General features: G+C 67.6%; 11 protein-coding genes. 2 read left to right on the top strand and 9 right to left on the bottom strand.

The annotated features are described in order from the left end of the window. Positions 1-72: 72 nt before the first annotated feature. Positions 73-1,803 (top strand): gamma-glutamyltransferase, encoded by a 1,731-nt coding sequence (gene ggt / locus ABE454_RS08255; RefSeq protein ID WP_346530799.1) that lies wholly within the window; start codon positions 73-75, stop codon positions 1,801-1,803. A 70-nt stretch (positions 1,804-1,873) separates the two neighbouring features. Continuing rightward, the gene (locus ABE454_RS08250; protein WP_346530797.1) at positions 1,874-4,339 is read left to right on the top strand and encodes a zinc-dependent metalloprotease; all 2,466 of its coding nucleotides are present in this window, start codon (positions 1,874-1,876) and stop codon (positions 4,337-4,339) included. A 222-nt stretch (positions 4,340-4,561) separates the two neighbouring features. On the opposite strand, the gene ABE454_RS08245 is transcribed toward ABE454_RS08250, so the two are convergent. From ABE454_RS08245 to ABE454_RS08205, 9 genes are all read right to left on the bottom strand, one after another. Beyond that, the gene (locus ABE454_RS08245; RefSeq protein WP_346530796.1) at positions 4,562-5,683 is read right to left on the bottom strand and encodes a P1 family peptidase; all 1,122 of its coding nucleotides are present in this window, start codon (positions 5,681-5,683) and stop codon (positions 4,562-4,564) included. Continuing rightward, a complete protein-coding gene (locus ABE454_RS08240; protein ID WP_346530795.1) occupies positions 5,680-7,296 on the bottom strand; it encodes an ABC transporter ATP-binding protein in 1,617 nt (538 codons plus the stop codon). Before ABE454_RS08240 ends, ABE454_RS08245 begins: the two co-directional genes overlap by 4 nt. Positions 7,297-7,298: 2 nt before the next feature. After that, complete coding sequence (locus tag ABE454_RS08235) at positions 7,299-8,156, bottom strand: ABC transporter permease (RefSeq protein WP_346530794.1); 858 nt, start codon at positions 8,154-8,156, stop codon at positions 7,299-7,301. Continuing rightward, positions 8,153-10,774 carry an ABC transporter substrate-binding protein gene (locus tag ABE454_RS08230; RefSeq protein ID WP_346530793.1) on the bottom strand — a complete coding sequence of 874 codons (2,622 nt, stop codon included), beginning with the start codon at positions 10,772-10,774 and terminating at the stop codon, positions 8,153-8,155. Before ABE454_RS08230 ends, ABE454_RS08235 begins: the two co-directional genes overlap by 4 nt. An 86-nt stretch (positions 10,775-10,860) precedes the next feature. Beyond that, positions 10,861-11,706 (bottom strand): acid phosphatase, encoded by an 846-nt coding sequence (locus ABE454_RS08225; protein ID WP_346530792.1) that lies wholly within the window; start codon positions 11,704-11,706, stop codon positions 10,861-10,863. A 23-nt stretch (positions 11,707-11,729) separates the two neighbouring features. Further along, positions 11,730-13,313: an alkaline phosphatase D family protein gene (locus ABE454_RS08220; protein ID WP_346530790.1), complete on the bottom strand. Its 1,584-nt coding sequence runs from the start codon at positions 13,311-13,313 to the stop codon at positions 11,730-11,732. Positions 13,314-13,376: 63 nt separating this feature from the next. After that, a complete protein-coding gene (locus tag ABE454_RS08215) occupies positions 13,377-15,593 on the bottom strand; it encodes a TonB-dependent receptor (RefSeq protein WP_346530789.1) in 2,217 nt (738 codons plus the stop codon). Between the two features lie 27 nt (positions 15,594-15,620). Continuing rightward, a complete protein-coding gene (locus ABE454_RS08210; protein ID WP_346530787.1) occupies positions 15,621-16,952 on the bottom strand; it encodes an aspartate aminotransferase family protein in 1,332 nt (443 codons plus the stop codon). Between the two features lie 133 nt (positions 16,953-17,085). After that, on the bottom strand, positions 17,086-19,284 hold the full coding sequence (locus ABE454_RS08205) for a TonB-dependent receptor (RefSeq protein ID WP_346530786.1): 2,199 nt from the start codon (positions 19,282-19,284) through the stop codon (positions 17,086-17,088). Between the last annotated feature and the right edge of the window lie 274 nt (positions 19,285-19,558).

Below are 19,558 nucleotides of genomic sequence, written 5' to 3'. Positions count from 1 at the left end.
ATATGAAGAAAGTCTCAGTTATTTTGCCGGTTGGACCGGCTGGGGACCAGGAAAAAGAGGCGGGGCGTAAGCATGCGTATTCGTAACATGAAATCTGCGACAGCTTTGGCGGCGATCGCCCTGATGTTGGGCGCTCCGGCCGTGGCGCAGGTGCATCCGGGCGCCGGAAGCGGCGGCGACATCGTCAACTACGGCCAGATTCACAGCCCGGTCATGGGCCGCGGCGGCATGGTGGTCAGCCAGAGTGACCCGGCGACCCGCGTCGGCGTCGATATTCTGAAACAGGGCGGCAATGCGGTCGATTCGGCCATCGCCGTGGCCTTTGCCGAGGCGGTGACCCTGCCGCGCGCGGGCAACATCGGCGGTTCGGGCTATATGGTCGTCCACATGGCGGCGACGGCGGAACGTCCGGCCCAGGACATCGCCATCAACTATTACGGCACGGCCCCGGCGGCCGCGACGCCGGACTTCCTGCTGGGCCCGGACGGCAAGTTCGACCGCACCAAGCCCTCGGGCTTCAAGAATGTGGCGGTGCCCGGCACCGTCATGGGCATGTGGGAGGCGCACCAGCGTTTCGGCTCCATGCCCTGGGCCGATCTGGTCGCCCCGGCGATCGCGCTGGCTGAGGAGGGCTATGTCCTGTCCGACGGCGAAGCGGATGCGACGGGCGGCCGCGCCCGCGTTCTGGCGACCGATCCCGGCGCGCGCGAAGCCTATCTGAAAGCCGACGGCACGGCCTATCGCGCGGGCGAGGTCTTCCGTCAGCCCCTGCTGGCCGAGAGCCTGCGCAAGCTGGCGCGCGGCGGCGCGGACGAGTTCTACAAGGGCGAACTGGCGCGTCAGATCGTGGCGGGCATTCAGGCCGGCGGCGGCGCCATCACCATGGAAGACATGGCGGCCTATCGCGCCGATGTGTCCGAGCCGATCTGGGGCAGCTATCGCGGCCACCGCATCTCCTTCATGCCGCCGACGGCCTCGGGCGTCAGCGTCGCCGAGGCGCTGAACCTGCTGGAGCATTTCGACCTGCGCGCCATGGGGTGGGGCAGCGTCGACAGCCTGCACCTGATCTCGGAAGCGATGAAGATCACCTCTTCGGACCGCAACCTGATCGGCGGCGCCCCGCAATGGACGACCCCGGCCCACGGTCTGGCCAGCAAGGAATTCGCGGCTGAGCGCGTCAAGCTGATCTCGCTCGACAAGACGCTGAAGGCCGCGGACATCCCGGAGGGCAACCCCTATCCGTTCGAGAGCAAGGACACGACGCACTATTCGGTGGCCGACGCGCACGGCAATGCGGTGTCGAACACCTATACGCTGTCGAACTCCTACGGCGCGCACGTGGCGCCGGTGGGGACGGGCATCCTGCTGAACAACCACCTGGACAACTTCTACTGGGGCACCGAGGGCCAGCCGAACTCGCCCGCGCCGGGCAAGCGTCTGGGCTCGACCATCACGCCGATGATCGTGTTCAAGGACGACAAGCCCTGGCTGGTCACCGGCACGCCGGGCGGCGGCTACATCATCGCGACCATGGTGCAACTGGTGTCCAACGTCATCGACCATCAACTGAACGTGGCCGAGGCCGCCATGCGTCCGCGCCTGAATCAGGGCGCCGGCGACAGCGCGCTGGAGCTGGAAGGCGGCTTCTCGCCCGACGTGGAGCGTCTGCTGCGCGAGCGGGGCCACACGGTGCGTCCGTCCATGACCATGGGCAGCACCCAGTCCATTCTGGTCGAGGGCGATCGTTTCATGGGCGCCGCCGACACCCGTCGGCCGGATGCCCTGGCGCTGGGCGTCCGTTAAGCTCGGCGCTTGCCGTTCCGGGCGTTCAGTGGTCTGAACGTCCGGACTGTAAATCAATCGGGGGGAGCCGATGTTGCGCAAGGTGCTGTTGGCGGGGGCCGCCGGCCTGGTGTTGGCCGGTGCAGGAACGGGAATGGTTGGCGGGGGCGCGGCGCAGGCCGCTGTCGTCGCCGCGCCGCAGTCGGCCCCGGCCGGGTGGCAGGACGGCCTGTTCGGCGTCCGGCTGGATCGCGAGAAGGGGCGGGTGCTGGCCCGCCTGTCGGCCCCGGATGCCGAGGGCGTCGTCGGCCGTTATCTGTACCAGCCGGGCCTGTCGGCGGGTCTGGGGCTGGACGGCGCCGGGCTGGACCGCTCGGGTCTGGGCCAGACCCAGATCGTCGCCTTTCACAAGGTGGGCAACCGCGTCTTCGCCCGGTTCGAGAACACCCGCTTTCGCGCCATCGACGCCGACGCCGATCAGGTGAATGCGGTCGCCGCCTCCTTCGCCCCTTCGGTCGTCTGGTCGGGCGAGGCGATCGAGACGCACGCCGACGGATCGGTCACGGTGGACCTGTCCGGCTTTCTGGAGCGCGACGCGGTCAATGTCGCCGGTCGGCTGAAGCGGGCCAAGCTGGGCGCCTTCAAGCCCGCGCCTGCGCTGGGCTATGTCGATCTGGACCAGACGCTGGTCTTCCCCGACAACATCGAACTGCAGACCGTCCAGACCTTCACCAGCGATGATCCGGGCGGCGACCTGTCGCGCGTCTCGCCGGATTCGCGCTCCATTACGTTGGCCATCCGTCACTCCTTCATCCGCCTGCCGGACGAGGCGTTCCGGCCCGTGCCGTTCGATCCGCGCTCGGGCGTGTCGGCCCAGGTGCTGTCGGTCGATTTCGCCGCCGATCTGGATACGCCGGTGGTCAGCCGTCTGGCCCGCCGCTTCCGGCTGGAGAAGACCGATCCTTCGGCCGCCCGTTCGCCGGTGAAGAAGCCGATCGTTTTCTACGTCGACCGCGCCGCCCCGCCCGCCATCCGCGAGGCCCTGATCGAGGGCGGCAACTGGTGGGCGCAGGCCTTTGAACAGGCGGGCTATCTGAACGCCTTCCGCGTCGAACTTCTGCCCGAGGGCGCCCATCCGATGGACGCTCGCTACAACATCATCTCATGGGTCCACCGCGAGACGCGCGGCTGGTCGACGGGCACCAGCGTCAACGACCCGCGCACCGGCGAGATCGTGCGCGGCGTGGTGCAACTGGGCTCGCTGCGCGACCGTCAGGACAAGATGATCATTGAGGGGCTGGTCGGCGCCGCCCGCGCCGGAACGGGCGCCGAGGACGACCCGGACCGTCTGGCCTATCACCGCCTGCGCCATCTGTCGGCGCACGAGATCGGCCACGCCCTGGGCATCGCGCACAACTTCGCCGCCTCGACCTATGAGGGGCGCGCCTCGGTGATGGATTATCCGGCGCCGTGGGTCATCGCAGACGGCGACCGGCTGGACTTCAGCAAGGCCTATACGACCGGCGTCGGCGCCTGGGACCGCTTTGTCGTCGACTGGCTGTACGGCGATGCGCCGGGTCAGGACCCGCAGGCCCGCCGTGCGGCGCTGGCGGCGCAGGCGCAGGCCAAGGGCTATCGCTATGTGTCGGATAACGACACCCGGCCGCTGGGCAGTCTTCAGGCCTATGGCGCCATGTGGGACAATGGCGAGGATCCGACGGCCGAGTTCGCCAATACCCTGGCCGTGCGCCGCATCGCCCTGTCGCGCTTCGGGCTGGACAATCTGCCGGACGGAGCGGCGGCGGCGGACCTGCGCCGCGTGATCGTGCCCATCTATCTGTATCATCGCTATCAGACGACGGCGGTGGGGCGTCTGGTCGGCGGCGTCGACTATGCCTATGCGGTCAAGGGCGACGGCCATGAACGCGCCGAGGCCATCCCCGCCGACCGTCAGCGCGGCGCGCTGGAGGCCCTTATGCAGGCCCTGTCGCCCGAGGTGCTGGACATGCCGGACCGGGTCATCGACCTGCTGTCCTCGGTGCAGTCGGGCACGCCGGATCGCCAGATGCAGATCGAACTGTTCGAGAGCAGGACGGACGCCGTGTTCGACCCGTCCTCGGCGGCGGCCTCGGCGACCGAGGTGGTGTTCGAGACGCTGCTGGCGCCCGAGCGGTTGAACCGTCTGGTCGAGCAGGAACGCCGCGATCCGGGCCAGCTGGGTCTGGTCGAGACGCTGGACCGGGTGGCGGTCACGGTCGGTCCGGGCGCGGCGCTGAACCCGCGTCAGGCTGAACTGCGGCGCGTGGCGCGCGCGCGCTATGCTGCCCATCTGGCCGCGCTGATTCAGGGCAAGGATCTGTCCTCGACGGCGCAAGGTGCGGTGCGCGACAGCGCGCGGCGATTCGGGGAGCAGCTGAAGCGTTGCCGCGGCGACCGGCTGGAGATGGCGCAGTGCGCCTATCTGGCGGAAGCTCTGACCGGGCCGGTCGAGGGGCTGAAAGCGCTGAGCGCGACCCTGCCGGTGGCGCAGGCGGTCCCGCCCGGCGCGCCGATCTGATCCTGACTGAAGAGGCCACCCTCTCCCGGCGGGAGAGGGCTTGAGCCTCCAAGAGCCGAAGGCGATTGGCTAAGGCGAAAGGGTGAGGGGCTTGTCCTATCCGTCGGCATAAGCCGTAGCGCGACGGCCTTCGGCCGACTTCAACCGCGAACCCTCACCCTTTCGCGCCAGAACGATCGCTAACGCCCTCGTGCGCTCAAGCCCTCTCCCAACAGGAGAGGGTTACAGTTCCCGCCAGGTCTTGCCGGTGACGCCCTCATAGTTGGTCGCGTGATAGACGCCGCGCGCCACGGCGCGGGCCAGCACGTCGGCGGCGACGTTGCCCAGTTGCGCCACGGCGACCTGACGGGCGGCCGGGTCTTCGATGACCTTCTTGCCCGTCGACAGGCTGAACAGGGTGTCGCCGTCGAAGGGCGCGTGGGCCGGGCGGATGGCGCGGGCCATGCCGTCCTGCGCCATGATGGCCACGCGCTGAAGCTCCACGCGAGTCAGGGCCACGTCGGTGGCGATGCAGGCGATGGTGGTGTTCTCGCGCGGCTGGGGCCGGAACTTGGATGCGCCCCAGTCCTCGGCCGAGGCGTGCAGGCCGGACGAGCCGAGGCCGCCGAACTCGTCGCCGATCTCATAGGGCGCGGCCCAGAAGCTCTTGCCGCCCGGCGCCACGACCGAGCCGACGCTGTTGACCGCCACGATGGCGCCGACGGTCCAGCCCGCCGCCATGACGGCCGATGCCGAGCCGATTCCGCCCTTCAGCGCGCCCGCTTCCGCGCCATAGCCCGCGCCCGCCGTGCCGAGGTCGAAGCGGTCGCCTGCGGCCTCCAGCGCCTGAACCGACAGGCGGCGATAGGGCGGCTCCATCTCCCACGCCTTGTTGCCGCCGTTGGCAAGATCATAGAGGCAGGCGGTCGGGATGATGGGCGAGGGGGGCACGCCCGGCGCCCCGCTCATGCCATAGCCGCGCCCGCGCATGCCCATCCAGGCCGCCACGCTGTCGGCCGAGCCGAGGCCATAGACCGACCCGCCCGACAGGATGATGGCGTCCACCTCCTGCACCAGATTTTCGGGGCGCAGCACGTCGGTCTCGCGCCCGGCGGGGCCGCCGCCGCGCACGTCTACGGCAGCCGTGGCGGGCTTTTCAGCGAGGATGACGGTGACGCCGGTGCGGACGCCGGCGTCATGGGCCTGACCGACCTTGAGGCCCTCGACGTCGGTGATCAGGTTCAGACGGCCGGTGCGGCCCGAGGCGCGGGCGGCGCTCTGGGCGGCGGGCTTGGCGCTGGCGGCGCCTGCTGCGGAGGCTGCGGCGCCGATCAGGGCCGAGCCGAGGACGGTTCTGCGGTTCATCCGGCGGTTTCCTTTTCCAGAGCGTGATTGCGGACCAGATCCGGCGTCGCCGCCAGAAGTTTCTGCGTATAGGGGTGCGACGGCGCGGCGAAGACGGCGGCCGTCTCGCCCTGTTCGACGATCTTTCCGGCCTGCATGACCAGCAGGCGATCCGTGACCGTGCGCACGACGCTGAGGTCATGGGTTACGAAGAGGTAGGACAGGCTTAAGCGGTCCGACAGGTCGGCCAGCAGGTCCAGCACCTGCGCCCGCACCGACACGTCCAGCGCCGAGACTGCTTCGTCCAGACAGATGACTGAGGGTTCGGTGATCAGGGCGCGGGCGATGGCGATACGCTGGCGCTGGCCGCCCGAGAACTCGTGCGGATAGCGGTCGGCGGCGGCGCTGTTCAGACCCACGCGCTCCAGCATTTCATCGACGCGGCGGCGGGCCTCGGCGGGGGGGGGGGTGGCGTCCAGCAGGTGGAAGTTCTCGGCCACCAGATCGCTGACCTTCCAGCGTGGATCGAAGCTGCCGTAGGGGTCCTGGAACACCACCTGAATGTCGCGGCGGATGGACTTCAGCACGGCGCCGCGCGCGGCGGTGATGTCGCGACCCTTGACCCGGACGCGGCCGCCTTGCGGCGTCTCCAGCGCGAGGATGGCGCGCAGCAGGGTGGACTTGCCGCAGCCGCTTTCGCCGACCAGTCCGACGCTCTCGCCGGGCTGGATCGACAGGCTGACCTGATCGACGGCGCGGAAGGCTTTCGACCGGCCGAACAGGACGGGCGCGCCGCCGTATTCGCGCACCAGACCCTCGACCTGAAGCACGGGGGCGGCGTCGGTCTGCGGGACGCTGCGGCGCGTCGGGGCGTGGGTGGCGTTGGCCAGAAGGCGCCGGGAATAGTCGTGCGCCATGCCGGTGCGGATGCGGTCGACGGGCGCTTCCTCGACCAGTTCGCCGTCCTTCATCACCGCCAGCCGGTCGGCGGTTTCGGCCACGATGGCGAGGTCGTGGGTGATGAGGATCAGGCCCATGCCGTCCTCGCGCACCAGCCGCTTCAGCAGGTCCAGAACCTGAGCCTGCGTCGTCACGTCCAGCGCCGTCGTCGCCTCATCGGCGATCAGCAGTTTCGGCGTCAGGGCGATGGCGATGGCGATGGCGACGCGCTGTCTCTGGCCGCCTGACAGCTCGTGCGGATAGCGGGTCAGGGGGAAGCGTTCGCTGGGCAGGCCGACCCGATCCAGCACGGAACGGGCGACGGCGAGGGCTTCCTTGCGCGAGGCCTTTTTGTGCAGGCGCACGGTCTCCGCGACCTGATCGCCGATGGTCATGACGGGGTTCAGGGCCGTCATCGGCTCCTGGAAGATGATCCCGACGTCGCGGCCGCGCACCTGCTGCATCACGGCGTCGGGGGCGTTCGAGACGAGCTGGCCGTTCAGGCGGATCTCGCCGGTCAGGGTGGCGCGCGGCAGCGTCAGGCCCAGCACGGCCAGAGAGGTCATGGACTTGCCCGAGCCGCTTTCGCCGACAAGGCCGAGGATTTCGCCGGGGGCGACGGACAGGCTGACGTTCTTCAGGATTGGCGTCGAACCGATCGACAGGCTGAGGTCGCGGATGTCGAGGACGGTCATGGTCAACGCTCCCGCCGCACGCGTGGGTCGAACAGGTCGCGCAGGCCGTCGCCGGTCAGGCTGAGGCCCAGCACGGTCACGAAGATGGCGAGGCCCGGCATGATCGCCAGCCATGGCGCGAAACCGATCATGGTCTGGGCCTCGGCCAGCATCCGGCCCCAGCTGGGCGCGGGCGGCTGGGCGCCCAAGCCGACGTAGGATAGCCCCGCCTCGGCGACGATGCCGACGGCGAACTGGATGGCGGCCTGCACGACCAGAAGGCTCATCAGATTGGGCAGGATGTGCTGGAGCGAGATCAGGGCCCTGGACTTGCCCGCCGTGCGGGCGGCCAGGACGTATTCGCGGGTCCACAACCCTTGCGCCGCGCCGCGCGCGACGCGGGTGAAGACGGGGATGTTGAAGACGCCGATGGCGATGACGGCGTTGATCGCGCCCGGTCCCATGACGGCGGTGATCATCACGGCGAGCAACAGGGCGGGGAAGGCGAAGATCAGGTCGTTGCCGCGCATGACCAGTTCGTCGATCCAGCCGCCGCGAGCCGCCGCCGTCAGACCCAGCGGCGCGCCGATCCCGACGCCGATGCCGACGGCGACAAAGGCCACGACGAGGGAGTTCTGCGCGCCTGCCATGATCATCGACAGCACGTCGCGGCCGAAATGGTCCGTGCCCATCCAGTGGGCGGCGGACGGGGCGGTCAGCTTGGCGGCGATATCCACCGCCTCGACGTCATAGGGCGTCCAGACAAGGGCCAGCAGGGCGGTCGCCAGCACGACGGCGGTCAGCGTGGCGCCGACGATCAGGGACAGGGGCCAGCGCATGCGGGGCTTGGCGGGGGCGATAACGGGGGGGGCGTCGGTCATGCGCGGCGTCCCCTCAGACGCGGATCAGCGAACAGATAGGCGAGGTCGATCAGGAAGCTGACCACAACCACGGCGAAGACCAGCACCACGACCACGCTCTGCACCACGATCAGGTCGCGCTGGGTGATGGCCTGGAAGACCAGACGGCCCAAGCCGGGCAGGGAGAAGACGTTCTCGATGATGATGCCGCCTGCCAAGAGGAAGGGGAACTGGAGGCCGAGGATGGTCAGGATGGGGATCCAGGCGTTGCGCAGGGCGTGCCGCCACAGGGCCTGATTGACCGACAGGCCCTTGGCGCGGGCGGTGCGGACATAGTCCTCGTTCATGGTGTCGAGCAGGGCGGTGCGCAGCACCCGGGCCAGAATGGCGGCCTGCGGCGCTGCCAGCGCCACGGCGGGCAGGATCAGGGCCTTGAAGGCGGGCCAGAAGCCGCTGTTCCAACCGGGGAAGCCGCCCGCCGAGAACCAGCCCAGGTTCACCGAGAACAGCAGGATCAGCAGCATGGCGATCCAGAAGTTGGGCAGGGCGACGCCGACCTGCGTCACGCCGATCAGGCCGGTGTCGACGGCGGTGCCGCGCCGGCTGGCGGCGGTGACGCCGATGGGCAGGGCGACTAGCAGCGACAGGACGGTGGCCATCAGGGCGAGCGGCGCGGACACGGCCAGACGTTCGGCGATCAGGCCGCCGACCGGCACCTGATAGGTGTAGCTGGTCCCGAACTTGCCGGTCAGCAGGTCGCCGAGCCAGGCGAAGTAGCGCTCAAGGCCCGAGCCTTCGAGGCCCATCTGTTGACGCAGGGCGGCGATGCTTTCCGGGCTGGCGTTCAGCCCCATCATATAGCTGGCCGGATCGCCGGGCACGACCTGCAGCAGCAGGAAGATGACGACGGTGGCCGCCAGCAGCGTCAGGGCGTGGCCGCCCAGCTTCTTCAGCAGCCAGGCCGGGCCGAAGCGCCAGGCGACGAAGGCCAGCAGGACGGCGCCCGCGATCACGCTGATCCAACCCCAGGGCAGGGCGCCGCCGGTGCGTTCGGCGGTCGCTGCGCCCGCTGCGCCCGCGCCGGTCCAGTAGGCGCCGGTGACGTCGTTGGCGGCGATGGGGCCGTTGATCCACAGACCGTTGACGTCCGCCTTCCACACGCCGACGCGCGAGGACTGGAACAGGAAGCCGTTGACCGCGTCGTCGGCGATGCGGCGTTGCAGGTCGCCCAGCAGGCGGTTGCGCGTCGGCTCGTCTGGGGCGGCGTTGACCTCGGCCAACAGGGCGTCGAAGGCGGGGCTGTCGTAGCCGAAATAGTAGTCCTTGCGGCCATAGATGTCGTAATCCATCGGCTCGACGTGCTCGACGATGGTCAGGTCGAACTGGCGGCGCTTGAACACCTGATCCAGCCACTGGGCCCACTCCAGATTCTCGATCCTGGCGCGTATGCCCGCTTCAGCCAGTTGCGAGATCAGCACCTCGCCGCTGCGCCGGGCGTAGGGGCGGGGCGGCAGACGCAGGGTCACGTCGATGCCGTTGGGATAGCCCGCTTCGGCCAGCAGTTGCCGCGCCTTGGCCGGGTCGTGCGGAGACAGGCCGGTCAGATCGACATAGCCCGGCGCCTGACGCGAATAGTGGCTGCCGATCGGCTGGCCGAAGCCGAACATGGCGCCCTGGATCAGGGCGTCGCGGTCGATGGCGTAGGACAGGGCGCGGCGCACCCGCACGTCGTTGAACGGCGCCCTGGTGTTGTTGATGCCCAGAATGACCTTGCCTTCCGAGGCGCCGACGACGACGCGGAAGCGCGGGTCGCGCTGGAACTGGGCCACGTTTTCCGGCGCGGGATAGTTGGGGAAGGCGTCCACGTCGCCGGCGCTGACGGCGGCGAAGGCGGCGGTCGGGTCGCTGATGAAGCGGAAGACGACGGTGTTCAGGCGCGGCGCCGGGCCCCAGTAGCCGTCGCGGCGGATCAGTGTCAGCTGGCTGCCGCGCTGCCAGCTCTGCAGTTTGAACGGGCCGGTGCCGATGGGGGTGACGGCGTTGGTCGCGGCGCTGTTCGGCGACACCATCACTGCGTCGCCCCATGCCAGAACATAGGGCAGGGTCGCCATAGGGCGGGACAGATGGATGCGGAGGGTGGCCGGATCGACGACCTCGACGTTGCTGATCGGCTCGAACAGGGCCTTCTGCGCGTTGGTCGAGTCTTTGGCGGTGATGCGGTTGAGAGAGAATTTGGCGACGGCGGCGTCGAACGGCGCGCCATCCGAAAACGTCACGCCGCGCCGCAGGTGCAAAGTCCAAGTCAGGCCGTCGGGCGCGGCCTCCCACGACTCGGCCAGCGAGGGGGCGACGGCGCTGTTCTGGGTCAGCCGGGTCAGGCCTTCGAAGACGTTGGCGTAGACGACTTCATCCACCGCCGCCGCCGCGCCCGAGGTCGGGTCGAGGTTCGGCGGCTCCAGCGGCAGGCCGAGGATCAGGCGGTCGCGAGGCGCTTGTGCTTGAACCTGCGGCGCCGTCAGGCCCCAGACGACGCACAGGGCCAGCGACAGCGCGAGCGTGATCAGGCCGGGCCGAAGCTCGCCGTTCCGGCTGCGCCGTCGGGATGCTGTCGCGACGCGTGTCGCCCCTGTCTTCGTCACCGTCCCTCGATCTCCCCCTTGCGACGCGGCCGATCTTCGTCAGCCTACGTCATGGATTTGCACTCACGCCATGGATTAAGCGCGCCTCACCACGGCTGGCGCGCCAGTGAAGCGGGGCAGGCGGCGGTCGCCTCTGTCGCGGCGGCGCGGGCGGCGTCGAACTCTTCCTTGGCCTTGGCGAAGTCGGCCTGGAACGCCGGATCGGCCTTCAGCCGGGTGACGATGGTCGCGCCGACGATGCGGCCCGCCTCGACGTCGCTGACATAGTGGACGCCGCACACTGCGCGGCTTTCGCCATAGGCCAGTCCACGTCGCAGGATCTGATCGGCGCGGTCGGGCGCCAGTTCGGCCAGCACCAGCGACCAGGCCCAGCCCAGCGCCGAGTGGCCCGACGGATAGGAGCCGCTGGCCGCCAGCCAAGTCTCAGGTGCGATGCAGGTGGGCAGAGGCTCGACCACGAAGGGGCGCTTGCGGAAATAGCCCTTCTTGGCCGGGGTCTGGATCATCTCCAGATCGCCCAGCATCTTGCCCATCAGCAGGGTCAGCGTCGGCATTTTCTCTGGCTCGAACCTGAAGCCGAGGGCGCAGGCGAAGGCGCGCGGGGCGCCGGGCGTTTCGATCTCATTGTCGGCGCGTGCGATGGCCCAGCGCTCGGAGCCTTCCAGCGACCGCATGGCGCGATAGGCGGCGATGTCGGCCTGTTCACGCAGCGAGCCTTCCTCGGGCGGCGGCGGCAGGAAGTTGGCGGCGTTGGGCGTATTCTCGGCCGTCAGATAACCGTGCGGATGGTCGCGGAAACCCTCCCAGAAGGTCACGGGCGCAGTCGCCGCCGTCTGAGTGGACACGGCTCCGGCGCAGCCGCTCAACGCTCCGCCGAGCGCGAGAGCGAGGCTCATCGCGATGAGGGAAGAAGAGCGGCGCGAGGTGGTCATGGAAAAACTCCGGGTAGAAAGGATCATGCGGCGACGGCGCCGGGGCGGCCCGATTCAACGGTCCAGGATTTCAGGGTCGACAGGCTGGCCTTGGGGTCGCGCACGTCGCTGATGACCTGATAGCGCGTATCCATGCGGTCAGGGCGCACGTCGATCGACATATAGCCGCGCGGGCGGCTGTCGAAGAACTTCACCTGCGGATTATTGGGCATGACGGCCATCAGTCCGTCGTAGCTGGGGCCGGTCGAGGTGATGGAGGTGCCGACAAACTCGGTCGCCACGGTGGCCGATGACGGGTCGCGGCTGTCCAGCTTCACGTCATTGGTCCAGAAGGAGTGGTAGTCGCCGCTGAGCACTACCGGGTTGGACGGCTTCAGCTCGGACAGGGCGCCGGTCAGGCGGTCGCGGGCGGCGGGGAAGCCGTCCCAGGTGTCGGTCCAGTAGCGGTTTTCATCGGCCGGGCTGCGGGCCAGACGCAGGCCCGCCATCACCAGATTCTGGCCCAGAATGTTCCAGCGCGCATCGGCGCGGGCCAGGCCGTCATACAGCCAGCGCTCCTGATCGAAGCCGAGGAAGGTGCGTGACGGGTCCAGCCGGTCGGTGCAGGTGGCGTCGCTGACGATCTGGCCCTTGCCGCCGTTCTCGCCCTCGCTGCACGGCTGTTTCGAGCGGTACTGGCGGCCGTCCAGCATGAAGAACTCGGCCAGCTTGCCATAGCGGACGCGGCGATAGATCGGCATCTGCAGGGCGGCGTTGAGGCGCGTGCGGCGGATCGGCATGGCTTCATAGAAGGCCTGATAGGCGGCGGCGCGGCGTTGGAGGAAGTCATTGGGCGCGACGCCTGAAATCTTGGACCAGACGCCGGAATAGTCGTCCTGAACCTCATGGTCGTCCCAGATGGCGACGCAGGGGGCGACGGCGTGCAGACGCTGCAGGTTCGCGTCCGTCTTGTGCAGGGCGTAGCGGTTGCGATAGCCCGCCAGCGTCGTCGCCTCTTCCAGATTATAGGGGCGCACCACCTCGGCCGCACGGTCCGGCAGCAGGGTGTATTCATAGATGTAGTCGCCCAGAAACAGGGTCATGTCCGGCGCTTCGTCGGCCATATGGCCATAGGCGCTGAAATAGCCGCGCTCCCAGTGCGAGCAGGAGGCGACGGCCAGACGCAGGCGATCCGCGCTGGCGTTGGGGGCGGGGGTGGTCAGGGCGCGGCCGATCGGGCTCTGCTGGCCCTGTGCGGTGAAGCGGTACCAGTAGGGGCGGTGGGGCGTCAGGCCCGACACCTCGACGTGCAGGCTGTGGGCGGCGTCGCGGGCGGCGGTCACGCTGCCTGAGGCGACGATGCGGCGGAACTGGTCGTCGGCGGCGACTTCCCAGCGCACGGGGATCGCGGCGTCGAGGCCGCCCAGACCGTCGGCGGCCAAGGGATCGGCAGCCAGTCGGGTCCAGATGACGAAGCCGTCCGGCGCGGGATCGCCGCTGGCGACGCCCAGCGGAAACAGATAGGCGCCGCCCGCCTGCGCACGGCCGAAACTCAGCACGGCGGGCGCGACGACCAGACCCGTCAGCAGGGCGCGGCGATCAAGGCGGGAAGCAGAATAAGCCATCATACCATCAGCAAAAGACGCAGGACGGACCGGCCGGAACCGGCCCGCCCTGCTCGGGGAGAAGCCTCAGAAGTCCATCGACAGCCGCACGCCGAAGGTGCGGCCCTGGCTGGGCGAGGTGGTCGGACGGGCCGAACCGTTGAACCCGTTGCGCGTCTCTTCGTAGTAGGTGTTGAACATGTTCCGCACCCACAGCCCCGCCCGCCAGTTGGCGCCCGCCGGGCTGACGCTGAAGTTGGCGTTCCACAGCCAGTAGGCGTCGATGATCGACGAGGAACTGACCGAATACAGCTCGTCCCGATAGTTGTAGTTGGTTTCGGCGCGCAGCTCCCACCCTGACGTCTCCCAGTCATAGGAGACCGAGCCGCCATAGTTCATCTTGGGGAAGGACAGGCGTTCGCCAGAGCGATCATTGGTGATGATGATGTCCCAGGGACCGTCCGGCGGGTTGGCGGCGTCGGTCTTGGCGCCGTCGATGGCGTTGTATTCGTCATATTCGCCGGTCTTGTAGCCGATGTTCTGGCTGATGGTCAGACCGTCGACCGGGATCCATGTCAGCTCGATCTCGCCGCCCCAGATGTGCGACTTGGGCACATTGGTGATCTTGCCGAGGCGGCCTGTATCCCTGTCGTACTCAAGGCCCTGAACCTGCTGATCCTTGTAGTCATAGTAGAACAGGGCGCCGTTCATGCGCAGGCGGCGGTCGAACAGGTCCGACTTGATGCCCGCTTCATAGGCGATGACGATTTCAGGTTTGAACGGCGTGGCCGAGGTGGCGTTATAGGTCGTAAAACCGCCTGACTTCACCCCGCGCGCCACGCTGGCGTAGAAGAGGGCGTCGTCTGTGACCTTATACTCCAGCCCCAGACGGCCCGAGACTTCGTTGAGGTCGGTATCGTAGCTGATCGTCGGCGGCGGCGGATTGGGCGCGACGACCGTGCCCCCGCTGTCGAGCGTGCGTTCCTCTGTCTCCCAGCGCAGGCCGGCGATCAGGTTCAGGCGCTCGTTCACCTGATAGGAGTTGTGGGTGAAGATGCCGAAAGCCGACACCGACTGGCCATAGGCGGTGTTGATCAGGTTCGGGTTGCCGCGAAAGTTGGTGTAGAAACCGCCGTCGATGCTCTCGTCCGCATAGTGGGCGCCGATCATCCAGCTGAGCGGACCATCGCCGTTTGAGCTCAGACGCAGTTCCTGAGCGAAGACGTCGATATCATTGTAAAAGAAGACATTCGACTCGTTGAAACGCGTGCTGTCCCAGTCATTGAACTCGCTGCGCGAAAAGGTCTGATAGGCCGTGATGGAGGTCAGGTCGGCCCAACCCAGGTCAGCCTTGATACGAGCGCTGATGTCGAAGCCGTCATTGTCGCGGAACGGCTTGGCGTTCAGGCCGACCCCGGCGACGGCGGCCATTTCCGGCGAAATGCCCCAGCCGGTGATGCGCCATGCGGTGTCCGCAGGATAGGTCACGCTGCCGTCGGCGACCTTGTACGGGCCAAGCAGGCGGAAACCGCGGCCGTCGGACTTGTCGACCGAATAGGTGGCGCTCAGGTCGACGCTGACCCTGTCGCTGGCGTCCCAGGTCAGGCGGCCGCGGATGGCGGTCTTGTCGAGGTCGCCCAGCTTTTCGCCGGTATCGCGGTGGTATTGCCAGGCGCCGCCCTGTTCGGTGACGGCGGCCAGACGGCCCAGCAGGTTCGGCGCGATCTGGCCGGAGACATAGCCCTCGACCTTCAGATGGTCGTAGGAACCGTATTCGGCGTTGAAACCGGCGCGGAAGTCGGCGGTTGGGGCGTTGGTGATGATGTTGACGGCGCCGCCGGTGGTGTTGCGGCCGTACAGGGTGCCCTGCGGCCCGCGCAGGACTTCCAGACGGGCGATGTCGAACATCGCGCCTTGGGTCGTCACCGTATAGGGGTGAGCCACTTCATCGACGTAGATGCCGACAGTCGAGGCGTTGTTCGATGAATATTCGCGCGCGCCGATGCCGCGGATGCGGAACTGGGGCTGGCCGCCGCCGAACTGGCTGTCGACCTCCATGTTGGGCACGGCGTTTTCCAGATCGTTGACGACCGAGATGCCTTTTTCGTCCAGTTGTTCGCCGCCAATGACGCTGAGCGAGACGCCTACGTCCTGGCTGGCCTGCTCGCGGCGCTGGGCGGTGACGATGATCTCATCGACGCGCGTGGCCTGATCCCCCGAACGGGCCTCGCTTTGAGCGTTTGCACTGGAAAAGGCGGCCAGGGTCAGCAGGCTGACCGACGACGCCAATATGTATTTTCTCATTTTATTCCCCCTCCTCGACACCCTTGATCAGGGTGTTTTTTCTATGATCCCTGACAGGCGGCCGATCAGTTCGTCGATCTGTTCCCGGCTGATAATCAGCGGGGGCGACAGGGCGATGACATCCGCCGTCACCCGGATCAGCAGTCCTTCGTCGAACGCCTGATGGAAGACCTCGGTGGCGCGGGCGCCGGGCGCGCCGGGGCGCGGCTCCAGCTCGATGCCCGCGACAAGGCCCAGATCGCGGATGTCGATGACGTGGCGCAGCTCCCTCAGACTGTGCACAGCGTCCTGCCAGTAAGGCGTCAGTTCGACCGCGCGCTGGAACAGGCCTTCGCTCTCATAGACGTCCAGCGTGGCCAGCCCCGCCGCCGCCGCCAGCGGGTGACCGGAATAGGTGTAGCCGTGGAAGAACTCGATGCCCGGCCCGGCCGCGCCCTCGACCACGGCCTGATAGACGGCGCTGCTGACGCCCACGGCGCCCATGGGCACGGCGCCGTTGGTCAGACCCTTGGCGCAGGTCATCAGATCGGGCGTGACGCCCAGCGCCTCGGCCGCCGTCAGGGCGCCCAGACGGCCGAAGCCGGTGATGACTTCATCGAAGATCAGCAGGATGCCGTGCCGCGCAGTGATCTCGCGCAGGCGTTCCAGATAGCCGATCGGCGGCACGATCACCCCGGCCGAGCCGGACATGGGCTCGACGATGACGGCGGCGATGGTCTCGGCGCCGTGGGTCTCGATCAGGGCCTCCAGCTCATCGGCCAGATGCAGGCCCCAGACCGGCTGGCCGCGCGTGAAGGCGGCCTCGTCCAGATTCAGCGTGTGCGACAGGTGATCGACGCCGGGCAGGGTGGGGAAGCCGCGTTTGTTGTTCTCCAGCCCGCCTACGGAAATGCCGCCGAAGCCGACGCCGTGATAGCCCTTCTGGCGGCCGATCAGACGGGTGCGGTTCTCGAACCCTTTGGCTGATTGATAGGCGAGGGCGATCTTCAGGGCGGTGTCGACCGCCTCTGACCCCGAACCCGCGAAGAAGACGTGGTTCAGGTCGCCGGGCAGCAACATCCCCAGACGCGAGGCCAGCTCGAACGCCAGCGGGTGGCCCAGTTGGAAGGTCGGGGCGTAGTCCAGAATCTCGGCCTGACGCTGGATGGCCTCGACGATCGGCTGGCGCGCGTGACCGGCGTTGACGCACCACAGGCCGGCGGTGCCGTCCAGCACCGCCCGACCATCCGGCGTGAAGTAGTGCATGTCCCTGGCCGAGGCGAACAGGCGGGGCTGCGCCTTGAAGGCGCGGTTCGCCGTGAACGGCATCCAGAAAGGATCAAGGTCGTTTGCGGCCTTGCCGGCGCTTGCAGCGGTCATGCGGTCATCCTCTGTCTTTCGCCAGTAGCGGCCGAACCGCAGCGAAAGGGAAGACTGTTACTTGTCTGGATCAACATGCAGATAAATAACGACATTTTATCTGCGTGCTCGATTTACTGAGCAGGCTGATCGGTCAATAGCGCAGGGTCAGCCGCGCGCCGATGGTGCGGGGCGTTCCGGGCTGGGCGATGTCGGCGCTGGTGAAGAAGTTGCGCGTCAGGTCGTAGTCCTGATCGAACAGGTTGCGCGCCCAGAAGGCCACGGACCAGGCGGCGTCTGCGGGGCCGACGGTGACGCTGGCGTTGGCCAGCCAATAGGACTCGACATCGTATTTCTGGCCCAGCCACGACGGGTATGTGTCGCGATAGCTGTAGTTGGCCTCGGCCGTGACGGCGAAGCCGCCGACCGTCCAGTCGTAGCTGACCGATCCGCCGTAGGACCATGCGGGGAAGGGGATCTTCTCGCCCGACTTGTCGATCAGGACCGTGGCGCGCGGCGTGCGCTGGCAGGCGCCGATGTCCAGGTCGATGAAGTCGGTGTATTCGCCCTTCTTGTAGCTGAGGTTCTGGCTGATCCGCAGACCGGCGGCGGGGCGGAAGACGCCCTCAAGCTCGGCGCCGTAGATCTTGGAATCGGCGTTGGTGAAGCGGCCGACCGGGCCGTTGTCGCCGCAGACGGCCGACAGCACCTGCTGGCCGTTGTAGTCGTAATAATAGGCCGCGCCGTTGATCTGGACCGCGCGCGACGGGTCGGCCTTGAAGCCCAGTTCATAGGCCCACAGGATTTCCGGGTCGAACGGCTCGATGCCGCTGCTGTCGCCGGTGTTGTAGGTGGTGAAGCCGCCCGACTTGGCGCCTCGACTGGCCGAGCCGTAGAGCAGGACGTTGTCGGCGGGTTTGAACTCCAGCGCCGCCTTGCCGGTCAGCGGGGTCATCTTGGTGTCGACGCTGGTCGGGGGCAGGGCGGTGGCGCCGCCGAAGGCCGAGCCGAAGCCTTCCAACTCGCGCGTTTCTTCCTCGTAGCGCAGGCCCACAATGGCTTTCCATCGCTCGGCGAAGGCGTATTCGGCCTGGCCGAACAGGCTCCAGGACTCGACCTTCTGGTCATAGGTGACCTGGGCATAGGTGTTGTAGATGTCGATGAAGTCCGAGAAGTAGCGCTCGTGCAGGTCCTGTTTCGAATAGTAGAAACCGGCCACCCAGGTCAGGGGGCTGTCGTTGTCCGAAGCCAGACGCAGTTCCTGTGAAATCACGTCCACGTCGCTGCCGAAGAAGGTATCGGCCTCGACCGAAGGGCTGGAATCCCAGTCGCCGTATTCGCTGCGTTTCAGCGTCTCATAGCTGGTGATGCTGGACAGGCTCATGCCCTTCAGCGCCAGATTGGCGTTCAGCGAGGCGCCCCAGGATGAGTTGTCCCGGCCCGGCTTGGCGTTCACGTCGCGGCCGATGGCGTCGGCGAAGCGCTGCGACAGGCCCCAGCCGGTCTTGGAGCGGTCCTTGTCAGCGGGGATGATCGGCCCAGTCCCCAGTCGGGTGTGCAGGTCGCTGATCAGATACAGGCCCTGATTTTCTGACTTATCGACGCCGCCGTGAACGTCCAGCAGGGCCGTGAAGGTCTGGTTGGGCGTCCATTCCAGCAGGGCGCGGGCGCCGGTGCGGTCGGCGTCGCCCAGGCTTTCGCCTGTGTCGCGGTTGCGCTGCCAGGCGCCGCCTTGCTCAGTCGAGACGGCCAGACGGCCACGCAGGGTTTCGGCCAGCGGGCCTGAAACATAGCCCTCGCCCCGGAACAGGTTGTGGCTGCCCCATTCGGTCATCAGGCCAGCGGACAGCGCCTCGGTCGGGCGCTTGGTGACGAAGCTGATGGCGCCGCCGGTGGTGTTGCGGCCGTACAGGGTGCCCTGCGGCCCGCGCAGCACCTCGACCCGGTCGATGTCGAAGATCAGTCCCTGCGTCATGACCGGGACCGGATAGGCGACCTCGTTCACATAGACGCCGACCGTGGGCGAGTTGTTGGAGGCGTAGTCCTGAAAGCCGACGCCGCGCATGCGGAACTGGGCCGCGCCGCCGCCGAAGGCCGGCTCGACCTCCAGATTGGGCGTGGCGTTCTGAAGCTGGTTGACGTTGGTGACGCCTTGCTGCGTCAGGCTTTCGCCGCTGAGAACGCTGAGGGCGATGCCGACATCCTGCGCCGCCTGTTCGCGGCGCTGGGCGGTGACGATGACCTCGTCGACCGTGGTGGCGGTCGGGTCGTCGGACGCGCGCTGCGCGGCGACGGAGGTGGCGGACAGGGCCAGTAGGGCCCCGGCGGAAACGCTGACCATCAGACGATTCATCGTCTTTCCTCCCCATGAGGCCGCCGCGGTCTGAAGCCGCGTTCAGCCGTCGCGACCGGGACAGCCCGATCGCCGAACTATCTCCGTAGCCGATGCTTTGTGCAATGCAGCATCTATACGCAGTTGCAACGATCGGCCTCGAAAAACCCTCTTCCCTCGGCGATCAGTAGCCGCCTGACGGCGAATTTGGGCAAGGCTGTTTCTTCGTTTGCCTATATACCTGTCCAATATAGGGAAAATATTCCAATGATCGGAATATCGATCATTCGCAACG

The organism is Brevundimonas diminuta, from assembly GCF_039673845.1.
GTDB classification, from domain to species: Bacteria; Pseudomonadota; Alphaproteobacteria; order Caulobacterales; family Caulobacteraceae; genus Brevundimonas; species Brevundimonas diminuta_E.
Note: the sequence above shows the minus strand (reverse complement) of the source record. Positions and strands in the feature narration are given on the sequence as shown.

What these genes read in the sequence shown, in the direction of transcription:
- ggt (WP_346530799.1), top strand. Translation starts at nt 73, where the DNA reads ATGCGTATTCGTAACATGAAATCTGCGACAGCTTTGGCGGCGATCGCC.
- ABE454_RS08250 (WP_346530797.1), top strand. Translation starts at nt 1,874, where the DNA reads ATGTTGCGCAAGGTGCTGTTGGCGGGGGCCGCCGGCCTGGTGTTGGCC.
- ABE454_RS08245 (WP_346530796.1), bottom strand. Translation starts at nt 5,683, where the DNA reads ATGAACCGCAGAACCGTCCTCGGCTCGGCCCTGATCGGCGCCGCAGCC.
- ABE454_RS08240 (WP_346530795.1), bottom strand. Translation starts at nt 7,296, where the DNA reads ATGACCGTCCTCGACATCCGCGACCTCAGCCTGTCGATCGGTTCGACG.
- ABE454_RS08235 (WP_346530794.1), bottom strand. Translation starts at nt 8,156, where the DNA reads ATGACCGACGCCCCCCCCGTTATCGCCCCCGCCAAGCCCCGCATGCGC.
- ABE454_RS08225 (WP_346530792.1), bottom strand. Translation starts at nt 11,706, where the DNA reads ATGACCACCTCGCGCCGCTCTTCTTCCCTCATCGCGATGAGCCTCGCT.
- ABE454_RS08220 (WP_346530790.1), bottom strand. Translation starts at nt 13,313, where the DNA reads ATGATGGCTTATTCTGCTTCCCGCCTTGATCGCCGCGCCCTGCTGACG.
- ABE454_RS08215 (WP_346530789.1), bottom strand. Translation starts at nt 15,593, where the DNA reads ATGAGAAAATACATATTGGCGTCGTCGGTCAGCCTGCTGACCCTGGCC.
- ABE454_RS08210 (WP_346530787.1), bottom strand. Translation starts at nt 16,952, where the DNA reads ATGACCGCTGCAAGCGCCGGCAAGGCCGCAAACGACCTTGATCCTTTC.
- ABE454_RS08205 (WP_346530786.1), bottom strand. Translation starts at nt 19,284, where the DNA reads ATGAATCGTCTGATGGTCAGCGTTTCCGCCGGGGCCCTACTGGCCCTG.